A 13,876-nucleotide genomic window follows, 5' to 3' on the forward strand; every position below is an offset into this window, starting at 1 on the left:
CTCAGGCGCGGCCGCCGTCGAGGGCGGCCAGCACCCGGGCGGTGACCGCCTCCGGGTCGAGTCCGGTCGAGGCCCGCAGGGACGCGACGTCGCCGTGCGGCAGATAGCCGACGGGCACGCCGCAGCGGACCACCGGCACGTGGACACCGGCGTCGGAGAGGGCCTCCAGGACGGCGGTCCCGAGGCCGCCGGCCCGGCAGTGGTCCTCGACCGTGACGACGAGACGGTGGGCCGCGGCGACCTCGGTCAGGCGGTCGTCGACCGGGTGCAGCCAGCGGGCGCCGGCCCGGGAGACCCGCAGGCCGGCGCCCGCGAGCCGCTCGGCGGCGGCGGCCGACACCGCGGTCATCTCCCCCGCCGCGACGAGCAGCACGTCGCCGGCGGTGCCGTCCCACGCCCAGTGCGGGGCGGGCAGCACCCGCGGACCCGCGCCGGGCCGGCCCTCGGGAAGGTTGCGGTGGTAGCGCACCAGGGTCGGGCCGGGGCGCTCGACCGCGGCCCGCAGCAGCGCCGCCATCTCGGCCGCGTCGGACGGGGTGGCGACCGCGGCGCCCGGGACGTGCCGCAGCAGCGCCACGTCCAGCAGCCCGTGGTGCGACGGCCCGTCGCCGCCGGTGATCCCGGCCCGGTCGGCGACGAAGACGACCGGCAGCTCGTGCAGGCCGACGTCGAACAGCAGTTGGTCGAAGGCGCGGCCGAGGAACGTCGCGTGGATCGCCACGACCGGCCGCATGCCCGCCATGGCGAGGCCCGCGGCGAGCGTCACCGCGTGCTGCTCGGCGATGCCGACGTCGAGGATCCGCCCCGGGAACCGCCGCGTGAACGGGTCCAGCCCGGACGCGCTCGTCATCGCCGCGGCCACCACGACCACCCGCTCGTCGGCGGCCGCGAGCTCGCACAGGGTCTCGTTGAGCACGTCACCGGCGGAGCGCCGGCCGGCCGGGCCGGCCGCGGCGACACCGGTGGCGGCGTCGAACGGGCCGACGCCGTGCAGATGGTCGACCTGGTCCTGCTCGGCCGGGGCGTAGCCCTCGCCCTTGCGCGTGACGACGTGCACGATCACCGGGCCGGTGGTGTCCCGGGCGGCGCCCAGGACCCGCTCCGTCGCGGCGACGTCGTGCCCGTCGACCGGGCCCAGGTACCGGCAGCCGAGCACGTCGGCCGACCGCTCCCGGCCGCCGCGCAGCTCGGCGAGCAGCCGGGCGACGGCGCCGGTGGTGGGTGCGTAGCTGCGGGCGTTGTCGTTGAGCACGACCACGACGTCGAGGCCGCGGTCGACGATGTCGTTGAGCGCCTCCATCGCCATGCCCGCCGTCAGCGCCCCGTCGCCGATCACGGCCACCACCCGCCGCCGGCGTGCCCCGGCGCCGGCCGGGGCGAGCCGGAACGCGGTGGCGAGGCCCGCCGCGTAGGACAGCGACGTCCCCGCGTGCGAGTTCTCCACCCAGTCGTGGTCGCTCTCCGTGCGGCACGGGTAGCCGGAGAGCCCGCCGCGGGTCCGCAGCGACGCGAACCGCTCGGCGCGGCCGGTGACGATCTTGTGGATGTACGACTGGTGTCCGGTGTCCCAGAGCAGGACGTCCTCGGGGCTGTCGAAGACGCGGTGCAGCGCGAACGTCAGCTCGACGACGCCGAGGTTCGGCCCGAGGTGCCCGCCGCGGGCCGCGACGCTGCGCACGACGAGGTCGCGGGTCGCGCGAGCCAGCTCGCCGAGGCGCTGCGGGCCGGCGGCGCGCAGCTCGGCGACGGTCAGGCCGCCGAGGTCGAGTTCCAGGTCGGCGGCGGTCACAGGGCCGGGCCGTCCTGCCGGCCCGCCGGTTCGCGGTCGCCGAGGTCCTGCTGCTCCAGCTCGTTGAGCAGGTCCTCCATCTCCTGCGCGGAGCCGGCGGCGAGCAGCGCCTCGATCTCGCGGTCCGCCACGACGTCGTCGGCGGCCGGGGAGCCGCCGGGAGCCGGGGCGCCGGCGGCGGGCGCGCCGCCGCCGGCCAGGTGCTCGGCGATGGCCGCGGCGAGCGAGGCCGCCGTCGGGTCGCGGAACATGTCCGACATCGGCAGCGCGGTCCGCAGCTTGTCGCGCAGCAGCGAGATGAGCTGCATCGCCATGAGCGAGTCGCCGCCGAGGTCGAAGAAGTTGTCCAGGACGCCGACGCGCTCGATGCCGAGCAGCTGGCCCATCACCTCGACGACGAGCCGCTCGCCGTCGTTGCGGGGCGCGACGTACACCGTGTCGACGTCGGGCCGGCCGTGCCGCTGCGGCGCGTCGCCGCCGGACGGCTCCGGGGCGGGCGCGGCCGGGATCGGCCTGCGCGCCGCCGCGACGCGGGCCGCGAGCGGGCCGGTGGAGACCGCGAACGTGCCGGCCGGGCGGTGCAGGGCCGCGTCGATCGTCACCGCCAGCTCGTCGGCGTCGATGGCGTAGCGCTCCCGCTGCCCGCCGAGGGACTGCTCGCCGGGGCGCCGCCAGTGTTCCCAGGCGACCGTGGTCCACCGGGTGGCCCCCTCGCCGCCGGTGCCACGGGCGGCGGCGAAGGCCTCCGCCCACAGGTTCGTCGCGGCGTACGGCGCGGTGGCCATGCCGCCGAGCGCGGTGACGAGCGACGTGACGAGCAGGCACGCCCCGACCGGCAGCCCGTCGGCGGCCGCGGCGAGGGCGCGCAGCCCGGCGACCCGGGTCCGCAGGTGCGGCGCCAGGCTGTCCGCGGTCATCTCGGCCAGGCCCGCGACGCCCTCGGTGGCCGACGGGCCCGCGGCGAAGAGGACCGCGTCGATGCGTCCGTGCCGTTCGGCGGTCCGGCGCAGGATCTCGCGGACCGCGTGCTCGTCGGCGCAGTCGGCGGTGACGACCTCCACGGTGCCGCCGAGGCCCTCCAGTTCCCGCGGGGACGCGGCGTCGCCGGTGCGGATGTCGGCCAGCACGACGTTGGCGCCGGCCGTGGCGAGCAGGTGCGCGGCGGCCGTGCGGCCGAAGAAGCCGAGCCCGCCGAGGATCACGTAGGTGCCGCCCGGGCGCGGGGCCGCCGGCGTCCGCTCGTCCGGGCAGGGGGCGTAGGCGCGGGTCCAGCGACGGCCCGCCCGGTACGCCACCAGCTGCGGCGCGCCGTCCGTGGCGAGCTCCGCGGCGAGCGCGTCCACGCCGGCCGGTGCCGGGTCGGCGGCGCCGAGGTCGATGCCGCGCGAGCGCAGCTGGGCGTGCTCCTGCTGGGCGAGCAGCGCCACCGTGTGCAGCGCGGCGAGCCCGGGCGAGACCGGGTCGTCGCCGTGGACGTCGAACGCGCCGCTCGTGACGACCACGAGCTCGACGACGCCGTCACCGGCGTGGCGGCGGGCCGCGTCGACGACCGGGGCGAGCGCGGTGAGGCCCTCGAGGTCGTCGCCGGGGTCGGCGGGCAGCAGGACCACCCGGTCGACCCGGCCCTCGCCGGTCTGCGTGAGCCGGGCCGCGAGGGCCGCGGCCGAGGCCACCACGGTGCCGCCCAGCCGCTCGGCGAGCGGGCCGGCGAGTCCCGTGCCCCCGTCGAGCAGCAGCACCCGGCCGGGCTCGCGGGTCGCGGTGACCGGCGCGCTCTGCGTCCACACCGGCATGTGCCACCAGCCGTCCGGCGACGGGATGCGCGCGTCGCCGGCGGCGGCCGGGGCCGGGGCCGCGGCGGGCGCGTCGGCGAGCGGGGCGACCCAGTGCCGCCGGCGCTCGAACGGGTACGTGGGCAGCGACAGCCGCAGCCGCCGCGAACCGGCCCACAGCCCGGACCAGTCGACCTCGATGCCGGCCGCCCAGAGCGCGCCGATCGCCGACAGGACGCTCTGCCGGGCGTCGGCGCGGTCCTGCGCGCCGGGCACCGGCCGGATCGCCTCGGCCCACGGACCGGCTCCGCGGGTGAGCCCGGTGAGCACGCCGCCCGGGCCGGCCTCCAGCAGGACCAGGTCGGCGCGCTCGGCGAGGGTCGCGACGCCGTCGGCGAAGCGGACCGTGCCGCGCACGTGCCGGACCCAGTAGCCGGGATCGGTCGCCTCCTGCGGGGTGATCCAGGTGCCGGTGACGTTGGAGATCCACGGCTCGGCCGGCGCCCGCAGCTCGACCCCGTCGAGCGCGGCGAGCAGCGTGCCGAGGGCGGGCTCCGTCATGGCCGTGTGGAACGCGTGCGAGACGTGCAGCCGCTGGGCCGGGATGCCGGCGGCCTTGAGCCGCTGCTCGGTGGCGTCGACCGCCTCGGCCGGGCCGCCGACGACGATGACCGCCGGGGCGTTGACCGCGGAGATCTCGGCGCCGTCGGCCAGGTACTGCGCCGCGTCGGCCGGGGCGAGCGGCACCCCGAGCATCGCGCCGCCGGGCAGGGCCGAGAGCGCGGCGCCGCGGGCGGCGACGAAGCGCACGGCGTCGGCGAGGCGGAACGTGCCGCCGGCGGTCGCGGCGACGAGCTCGCCGATGCTGTGGCCGAGCATCGCCGCCGGCCGGATGCCCGCGGTCGCGAACAGCCGCACCAGCGCGTACTCGACGACGAACAGCGCGGGCTGGGCGAAGGCGGTGTCGCGCAGCCGGTCCGCCAGCTCGGTCGTGGATCCCTTGGCCAGCAGCAGCTCGCGCAGCCGCGCGGCGAAGTCCGGCTCCAGCGCGGCCAGGCACTCCTCGACCGCGTCACGGAACGCGGGCATCGTCTCGTGCAGGGTCCGGGCCATGCCCGGGTACTGGGTGCCCTGCCCCGGGAACAGGAACGCGACCCCGGACGCGGGCGGGTCGGCGCGGTGGGTGAGCACCCGCTTCGACGACGGCGCGTCCAGCGCGTAGGCCGCGTCCTCCACGTCGCGGGCCAGGACGGTGCGCCGGTGCGGCATCGGCCGGCGGCCCATCTGCAGCGTGTAGGCGACGTCGGCGAGGTTGGCCGCCGGGTGCTCGCGCAGCCAGCGGGCCAGCCGCGCGGTCGCCTCGTGCAGCGCGGTCGCGGTGCGCGCGGAGAGCACGAGCAGCTGGCCGCGCTCCGCGGGGTCGGAGGGCGCGGGCCGCGGTGGTTCCTCGATGATGACATGCGCGTTGGTACCGCCCATGCCCAGCGAGTTGACCGCGGCGAGACGGGGGCCGTCGGCCTCCCACTCGGTGAGCGCGTTGTTGACGTAGAACGGGCTGTCCTCGAGGTGCAGCTGCGGGTTCGGGCTGCGGAAGTGCAGCGTCGGCGGGATCAGCCCGTGCCGGACGGTCTGCACCGCCTTGATGAACCCGGCGATGCCGGCGGCCGCGTCGAGGTGGCCGATGTTCGTCTTCACCGAGCCCAGCGCGCAGAACTGGACGCGGTCGGTCCACTGCCGGAAGGCCTGGGTCAGCGCGGCCACCTCGATCGGGTCGCCGAGCGGGGTGGCGGTGCCGTGCGCCTCGACGAACCCGATGTCGGCGGGGTCGACGTCGGCCGCACGCACCGCACCGGCCGCGGCCTGGGCCTGGCCGAGCACGCTCGGGGCGGTGAAGCTGGCCTTCGTGGCGCCGTCGTTGTTGACGGCGCTGCCCTTGACGACCGCGTAGATGTGGTCGCCGTCGCGCAGCGCGTCGGCGAGGTGCTTGAGCACGACGACCCCGGCGCCGCTGCCGACGACGGAGCCGCCCGAGTCGGCGTCGAAGGCCCGGCAGTGCCCGTCCGGCGAGGAGGTGCCGCCCGGCTGGTGCAGGTAGCCGCCGCCGACGGGCATCCGGATCGACGAGCCGCCGGCCAGGGCCATGTCGCACTCACCGCTGAGCAGCGCCTGGACCGCGACGTGCACCGCGACGAGCGACGACGAGCACGCGGTCTGCACCACGCAGCTCGGGCCGCGCAGGTCGAGCTTGTACGACACCCGCGAGGTCAGGTACTCCTTGTCGTTGCCGACCATGATCTGCAGGTCGCCGACGACGTCCACGACACCGCCGCCGGCCATGAGGTTCATCGGCAGGTACGTGTTCATGGTGCTGCCGCCGTAGACGCCGATGAGCCCGGCGTAGCGGCGCGGGTCGTAGCCGCTGTCCTCCAGCGCCGCGTGCGCGCACTCGAGGAAGACCCGGTGCTGCGGGTCCATCACCTCGGCCTCGCGGTTGCTGTAGCCGAAGAATGCCGCGTCGAAGTCCTCCGCTCCCTCGAGCACGGCCGATGCCTTCACGTACCGCGGGTTCTCCAGCAGGTGCTCGGGCACGCCACGGGCGCGCAGCTCCTCGTCGCCGTGCATCGCGATGGACTCGATGCCCTCGCGGAGGTTGCGCCAGTACTCGTCCGGGTCCGCGGCACCCGGGAAGCGGCAGCCGATGCCGATCACGGCGATGTCGGCCGGTGAGGTCACCACATGCTCGGTCACTCAGATACTCCTTGCGGACGTGCGGATCGGTCTGCCAGGCCCCGCTGCCGGCCGCGGGCTTGCCGTCACGGCCGTGGCCGGGCCGGCGGCTGGGCATCGGTGCCGTTGCCGCCGGACGGGCCGGGTGCCTCGCCCGGCGCGCCGGCCTGCCGGGCGAGCAGCTGCTCGACGTGCTCGGCGAGCAGCCGCACGGTGGGATGTTCGAAGAGTGTGTGCAGCGGGAGCTTGCCGACGCCGACGCGCTCGGAGACCGCCGCGAGCATCGGCACCACGGCGAGGGAGTGCCCGCCGAGCTCGAAGAAGTTGGCGTCGGGGTCGACGCGGTCCAGGCCGAGCTGCTCCTGCCAGGCCCCGGCGACCGCCGCGCGCACCCCGCCGTGCCCGGTGACGGCGCGCTCCTCGCGGGAGCGGCGCAGCAGGGCGTCCTCGTCGAGCTTGCCGTGCGCGGTCCGGGGCAGTGCCGCGACCCGGATGATCCGCCCCGGCACCATGTACGCGGGCAGCCGCCGGGCGAGCTCCGCGCGGGCGGCCGCGGGGTCGCAGGCCGTCCCGACGACGACGCCGACGATCCGGGCCGGCACCGCGCCGCGGTCCAGCAGGGCGACCGCGTCCTCGGCGCCGGGGCAGTCGCGCAGGACGGCCTCCACCTCGCCGAGCTCGATGCGGTAGCCGCGGATCTTCACCTGGTGGTCGAGGCGGCCGAGCAGCAGCAGCTCGCCGCCGGTGACCAGGCCGACGTCGCCGGTGCGGTACATGGTGCCGGTGCCGGCGACGGTGTCGGGCAGGAACCGGGCCGCGGTCTCGCCGGGACGGTTCAGGTAGCCCGCGGCGACGCCGGGGCCGCCGATGTACACCTCGCCGACGAGGCCGGCCGGAAGGAGCCGGCCGCGCTCGTCGAGGACGTAGACGTCGCTGCGCCCGGTGGCCGCGCCGACCGGCAGGGCACCCTCGGCGGGCGGGCCGCCGTCGGCTCCGGTGATGCGGGCCCGGTCCACGAAGTGCATCGTGCAGTTGATGCTGGCCTCGGTCGGCCCGTACCCGTTGATGATGCCCGCGCCGGGCCCCAGCAGCGGCAGCACGTCGCGGACGGCGGCGGCGGTGAGCATCTCCCCGCCGAGCACCAGCAGCCGCAGCCCGGCGAGCGAGACGCCGTGCGCCACCAGCTCGCGCAGGAACGACGGGGTGGCGAACAGCGTCTCGACCCGGTCGCGGCGCAGGAAGGCGCCGAAGGCGTCGGGCGCGTAGCGCTCCGCGGGCTCCGGGACGCACAGCGTGCCGCCGAACAGCACGGTCGTCATGAGCTCCTGCAGCCCGAAGTCGAACGACAGGGCGAGGGTCTGCGCCAGCCGCATCCCCGGCCCGGCGCCGAGCCCCTTGACCTGCCAGCGCAGCAGCGGCAGGACCTGCGCCGAGGTGATCGGCACGCCCTTGGGCCGGCCGGTCGTGCCGGACGTGTACACCACGTAGACCACGTCGTCGGCGTCGAGCGCGGGACCGCCGTCGCCGGCGGCCTCGGGCGCGCGCGCGGGATCGCCGACGGCGGGCAGGGTGACGACCGGGCGGGCCGGGCCGGCGAGCCGGGCCAGCCGCCCGGCGAGCCCGTCGTGCGCATCGTGCCCGCCGTGCCCGTCGTGCGCATCGTTCCCGTCGGCGAGCACGGCGCCCAGGTCGCAGTCGTCCATCATGTACGCGAGGCGCTCGTCCGGGAAGTCGGCGGGCAGCGGCACGATCCCGTAGCCCCTGGACCACGCGGCGAGCATCCCGGTCAGGAACCGCACCGGGTCGGCGAAGCACAGGCCGACCAGCGGGGTGCCGACCGCGGCCGAGGCGCGCACGGCGGGCAGGACGGCGGCGGCCGCGGCGGCCCGCGCCGCGAGCCGGGCGTAGGTCCAGCGCTCACCGGCCCGGACCACGGCCTCGGCGTCCGGGCGCAGCGCGGCCTGCTCGGCGAAGAGCGCACCGAGCGCCCGCGGCGGCTCGTCGCCGTCCGGCGCGGGCAGCACCGACATCGGCGGCGCCGCGAGCGCCCCCGGCGGGCCGCCGTGCCAGGCGAGGGGCGCGTGCGGGGCGGTGGCGGCGCGGCGCACCAGGCCGGTGAACAGCTCGGCCAGCAGGGCGCCGGTGGTGTCGGCGAAGACCCGGCCGTCGTAGGCGAACCGGCCCCACAGCTCGTCCCCGGCGGCGGTGAACGCCACGTCGAGGTCGGCGAGCGGGCGCGGGGGGCCGGCGAGGTACGGCGTGAACCGCTGCGCCCCGGCGGTGACGACCGCGCCGGGCAGGTCGAGCCCGGCGGCGCCGAGCCCGGTGACGCCCGGCTCCGGGTCGTCGAGGAGGTCGAACAGGGCCGGGAACAGCGCCGCGGCGGCCGTGCGGGAGCGGCGCAGGTGCCGGGCGACGACGGCGAGCGGCACCCGGGCCGCGTCCATGCCGTCGAAGAGGGCCCGGCGCGCCGCTCGGGCCGCCGCCGAGGGGGTGGTGCCGGGCGGCAGGTGCAGGCGGATCGGCAGGGTGTTCACCAGGTAGCCGACCGCGCCCCGGCGGCGGCTGCCCTCCCGGGCCGCGAACGGCACGCCGACGGCGACCGTGTCGTTGCCGGTCAGGCCCGTGAGGAACAGCCCGTACAGGCCCAGCAGCACCGCGAACAGCGTGGTCCGCTCGGCCTCGGCGAGCGTGTGCAGCGCGGCCGTGACCGGGGCGTCGAGCCGCATGGTGACGGCCGCGCCGGGTGCGTCGGTGCCGCCGCGCGGCGCGGGGACCGGCCAGCGGACGTCGGGCAGGTCGCGCAGCGCGGCGGCGAGGCGTTCGGCGAGGGCGGCGGTCCCGGGGGCCCGCAGGTACGCGGCCTCCTCGGCGACGACGCCGGCGAACGCGGGGGGCGGCGGCGGCAGCGCCTCGCCCCGGCAGACCCGCAGGACCTCGTCCATCACGCGGGCGATGGAGTGCAGGTCGGCCACGAGGTGCGAGACCCGCAGCACGAGGACGGCGGCGACGCCGGGCGCGGTGAGCACGGTGCACCCGAACAGCGGGTCGGCGGCCAGGTCCAGCGGCGTGCCGAGCAGCTGGCGGGTGCGTGCCTCGAGCTCGTCCGGCCCGGCCAGCTCGTGCACGGTGCACCAGGCGGCCTCCCCCGGCTCGCGCACGGTCAGCGTCTGCTCGCCCGGCTCGCCCGCGAACCGGCTGCGCAGCGCGGGATGCCGGGCGACGACCTCGGCGACGGCCCGCGCGAACACGGCCGGTTCGAGGTCCTCGGGCAGCCGTACCGAGCGCGCGATGGTGTAGTCGGCGGCGCCGCGCGCGTCGACGGCGCTGAGGAACGCGAGCGCCCGCTGCCCGACCGTCATGCCCCCGTCGCCGTCCGGACTGGTCCCGCCGTCCGGACTGGTCCCGCCGTCCGCACCGGTCCCGCCGTCCGCACCGGTCCCGCCGGGCGCGGCGGTGTCGTCCGCGCCGCCGGTGTACCGCGCGAGCTCGGCGGCGAGGGAGGCCGGGGTGGCGCCGCCGAGCAGGACCGACAGCGGCACCTCGGCGCCGGTGCGGCTCGCCAGCTCGTCCTGCACCCGCAGCGCGCGCAGCGAGTCCAGGCCGAGCGCGGTCAGCGGGGTGTCGGGGCGCACCGACGCCGGCTCCACGTCGAGCACGGCCGCGATCGCCGCGCCGATGCGCGGGTCGGCCACACCGGCGGCGCCCGCGTCGCCGGGCACCGCCACGGCGGCGGCCAGGACCGGCAGCTCGCCCGCGAGGTACCGGCGGCGGCACTCCGAGCGGCGGACCTTGCCGCTCGTGGTGCGGGGCACCGCCCGCGGCGGGACCAGGACGACCCGGTCGACGTGCAGGCCGTGGGCCTCGCTCACCGCCGCGCGGATCGTGTCGGTGAGCCGGCCGGGGTCGGCGTCGCCGCGCACGGCCTGCACGAGCACGAGGTCGTCGCCGTCGGTGAAGACCGCGCCGACACCCGCCGGCAGGCTCGGGTCGGCGGTCTGGGCGGTCGTCTCGATGTCGTTCGGGTGGTGGTTGCGGCCGCGCACGATGATGAGGTCGGTGGCGCGTCCGGTGACGAAGAGCTCGCCGTCGCGGACGAACCCGAGGTCGCCGGTGCGCAGGTAGGTGTGCTCGCCGACGCGGCAGCCGAACGTCTCCCCGGTCTGCTCGGGGCGCTGCCAGTAGCCCGCGGCGACGTTCGGGCCGCGCACCAGCACCTCGCCCTCGACGCCGTCGCCGGCGGGGGCGCCGTCGCGCACGACGAGGACCTCGTCGACGCTCCAGGGGCCGCAGGAGACCACCTCGGTCGGGTGGCCGTCACCGCGGTCGAACGGCACGATGCGCGGCGCCCGGCCGGGCGCGACGCCGCTGACGAGCAGGGTGGCCTCGGCCATGCCGTAGGAGGGGGCGAACGCGGCGCCGTCGAACCCGCTGCCGGCGAACACCTCGGTGAAGCGGCGCACGGTGGCGGGGCGGACCGGTTCGCTGCCGTCGCAGGCGACCCGCCACGAGCGCAGGTCGAGCCCGTCCGGCACCCCGTTCGCCGCGGCGATCTGGGCGCAGAGGTGGTAGGCGAAGTCCGGTGCGGGGCTGATCGTGCCGCCGTACCGGCTGATCGCGCCGAGCCAGCGCAGCGGGCGGCGCAGGAACGCGGTGGGCGGCATGAGCACGGCGGTGGCCCCGGCGTAGAGCGGGTGCAGCACGGCGCCGATGAGGCCCATGTCGTGGTAGAACGGCAGCCAGCTGACCACCACGTCGGCGGGGGTGGTGCCGAAGACCCCGGCGATCTGGGCCTCGTTGGCCATGAGGTTGGCGTGGGTCACCATGACGCCCTTGGGCTCGCCGGTGGAGCCCGAGGTGTACTGCAGGAACGCCAGATCCGCCACGTCGGCGGCCGGTGCCTCGTCCGTCGGCTCGCCGCCGAGGGCCTCGCCGAGCGGCCGGACCACGGCGCCGCTGCCGGTCAGGTCGTCCCCGTCGCCCGGCAGGTCGTTGAGCACGAGCGTGGCGCCGGCGTCGGCGATGATGCGCTGCAGGGCCGTGAGGTGCGCGGCGGCGGCGCCGGGCGGTGCGACCGGCACCGCGACGCACCCGGCGTGCAGCACGCCGAGGAACGCGGGCAGGAACGTGAGCCGGGGCGGTACCAGCAGGACGACCCGGTCGCCGCGCGCGCAGTGCCGGGCCGTGTAGGCCGAGACGCTGCGGACCTGGCGGTCGAGCTCGGCCCACGTCAGCGCGCTGGTCTCGGCCTCGCCGTCACCGAGGAACCGGTAGGCGACCGTGTCCGGGCTGCGCTGCGCCGTCTCGCTGAGTAAATCGACAATTGTGCATGCTGAAGCCTCCCCCGAAGGCACGATGCGAAAGCCCCCTTTGCCTCTGACAGATAGCGCTCTCTCGCGTCCTGTGCAGCCTTCCCTCCGGGCCGTGCACCTGTCAAGCATCGGCGTATGGAGATGCGTGAGGGGCTTATCCGGCGACGGGGGCGGCGAGCAGGCGCAGGACCTCGGCCGGCCGTTCGTGGACGAGGAAGTGACCGGCGTCGAAGCGCTCCACCGTGCAGGGGGCCGACGTGAGCGCGGACCACGCCCGCGCGGAGTCCTCGGACAGGTGCGGGTCGTCGACGCCGCGCAGGACCGTCACGGGCATCCGCAGGGGCTCCCGCACGCGCGGGACGTAGGTCTCGGTGACCGCGAGGTCGGCCCTGATGAGCGGCATGAGCAGGTTGCGCATCTCCTCGCTGGCCAGGATCTCCGGCGGGGTGACGCGCAGCGCCGAGAGCAGCTCCACGACGGTCGAGTCCGGGCTGTCGTGGACGCGGGGCAGCGTCCGGGGCACGTGCGGCGCCGGGTACGACGCCACGAACAGGCGCACCGGGGGCCGGCCGCGCTCGCTGAGCCAGTGCGCCAGCTCGAACGCGACCAGCGCGCCCATGCTGATGCCGAACAGCGAGTACGGGCCGCGCAGGGTCGGCAGGATCGCCGCTCCGGCCTGCTCGGCCATGGCCACCGCCGAGGTCAGCGGCGGCTCCTCGAAGCGCTCGCGGCGGCCGGGCGGCTGCACGGGCACGACGGCGATCCCGGGCGGGGCCTGCCGCCGCCAGGGCCGGTAGATGGCCGCGCTGCCGCCCGCGTACGGCAGGCAGTACACCGGATGCGCGTCCGGCGACCCGGGCGGCAGCGGCAGCCAGGGGTTCACGACCGGCACGGGCCTACGGCTGGGCCGAGGCCGGGAAGAGCCCGGCGGCCAGCGCGCGCGCCTCGGCGGCCCACGCCACCAGCATGCGGAACACGTTGGCCCGCTCCGCGTAGAGGCGGTCCGCGTCGACCGCCTGGCTGCCGTAGACCTCGTGGTTGTCGCGGGTGGCGCGGGTCAGCATCACCGGGATCAGCCAGGTCCACTTGGCCGCCATCACGCACATGCCGAGCCGGACCGCCCTCTCGTCGGCGTCGTACCCGGCGTCGCGCAGGCCCTGCACGTAGCCGCGGAAGACGCCCTCGTCGAGCGCGGGCAGCTCCTCGGACGGGCGCAGCAGGTCCAGCGCGGTGTCCGACACGAAGTTGCCGATGTCGCCGCCGACCCAGCCCTCGCCGGCGAAGGCCCAGTCGACCAGGACCAGCCGCCCGTCGTGCTCGAAGACGTTGTTGGGCCACAGGTCGTGGTGGCACAGCGTGTGCGGCAGCGCCTCGCCCCAGCTCACGAACTGGTACCGCTCCCGGCACAGCCGCAGCACGTCCTCGCGCAGCTGCCCGCCGAAGTGGGTGCGCATGAGGCGGGTGTCCCAGGCCTCGGCGTTCTCGAGCATGTCCCAGTTGATGTCGGGCGACGTCGCGTCCGGGGTGTCGAGGTAGTCGCGCAGGACGTTGCGGCTGAAGGGCACGGCCGACTTGCGCCAGGCGTCGTCGATCACGCAGGTGCCCTGCGCGCGGCCGAGCTGCCGGGCGTGCTCCTCGGTGCGCCGCACGGTCCAGGACGCGCCGCCATTGCCGGACACGTCCTGCATCCAGAGGCTGATCTCGCCGCCTCCGCGCCGGAACGCGCCGAGCAGGCCGGGCAGGGCGATCCCCGCGTCGGCGTAGGCCTGCGGCTGGCCCGCCTCGTAGAACAGCGCCTCGCGCTCCCAGAACCGGTAGTTGGCCGGGTCGTGCGAGCCCCGCCAGACCTTGTCCCCGGCATCGGCCGCGGGCGCGACGACCTTGACGACCGCCCGGGCGTCACCGGCCTGGACCCGGAAGACCCCGGAGGTCACGCCGATGCGCTGGCCATGCGCGAGCGGGGTGAAACTGACGTCGTCCCGGCCGAGCACGGTACGTGCCTCGGCGGACAGCTCGGCGTCGATCTGAGTATCCGGCAACTCGCCCTCACGGTGACAGCAGGCAACAGAACCGGCACATCGTAACGTAGCGATCCGGTCACCAGTGGCCCCGTTTCCGAAAACGACTACCCCGCCCGGCGCGCCACGGGAATGATCGAATATTGTCCGGCGATATTCGTACAAGTCTTTGAAGTAAATTGCCGAAGACAGCGAAGTAACGCTCAGCTCGCATTGATCGACATTCACAACTCGGCAACAACACCTTTACAAGCTGGG

At 76.4% G+C, this 13,876-nt stretch carries 5 protein-coding genes; all 5 read right to left on the reverse strand.

Annotated elements, in window-relative coordinates:
- Position 1 precedes the first annotated feature (1 nt).
- The gene (locus ACQP1P_RS32675; protein ID WP_433076725.1) at positions 2–1,789 is read right to left on the reverse strand and encodes a 1-deoxy-D-xylulose-5-phosphate synthase; all 1,788 of its coding nucleotides are present in this window, start codon (positions 1,787–1,789) and stop codon (positions 2–4) included.
- A complete protein-coding gene (locus ACQP1P_RS32680; RefSeq protein WP_433076727.1) occupies positions 1,786–6,309 on the reverse strand; it encodes an SDR family oxidoreductase in 4,524 nt (1,507 codons plus the stop codon). The genes ACQP1P_RS32675 and ACQP1P_RS32680 overlap by 4 nt, the downstream gene beginning before the upstream one ends.
- Before the next feature lie 65 nt (positions 6,310–6,374).
- A complete protein-coding gene (locus ACQP1P_RS32685; RefSeq protein ID WP_433076729.1) occupies positions 6,375–11,729 on the reverse strand; it encodes an AMP-binding protein in 5,355 nt (1,784 codons plus the stop codon).
- A 25-nt stretch (positions 11,730–11,754) separates the two neighbouring features.
- Positions 11,755–12,483, reverse strand: coding sequence for a thioesterase II family protein (locus ACQP1P_RS32690; protein WP_433076731.1), 729 nt, complete (start codon positions 12,481–12,483; stop codon positions 11,755–11,757).
- 13 nt (positions 12,484–12,496) lie between these two features.
- Entirely contained in the window at positions 12,497–13,639 is a 1,143-nt protein-coding gene (locus ACQP1P_RS32695; protein WP_433076733.1) for a phosphotransferase, read from the reverse strand.
- Positions 13,640–13,876 lie beyond the last annotated feature (237 nt).

Origin of the sequence: Dactylosporangium sp. CA-052675 (genome assembly GCF_050947935.1) — a bacterium.
GTDB lineage: Bacteria > Actinomycetota > Actinomycetes > Mycobacteriales > Micromonosporaceae > Dactylosporangium.

Bases quoted from the DNA above. Each gene is read 5' to 3' on its own strand.
- ACQP1P_RS32685 (WP_433076729.1), bottom strand. From the start codon at position 11,729: ATGCTTGACAGGTGCACGGCCCGGAGGGAAGGCTGCACAGGACGCGAG.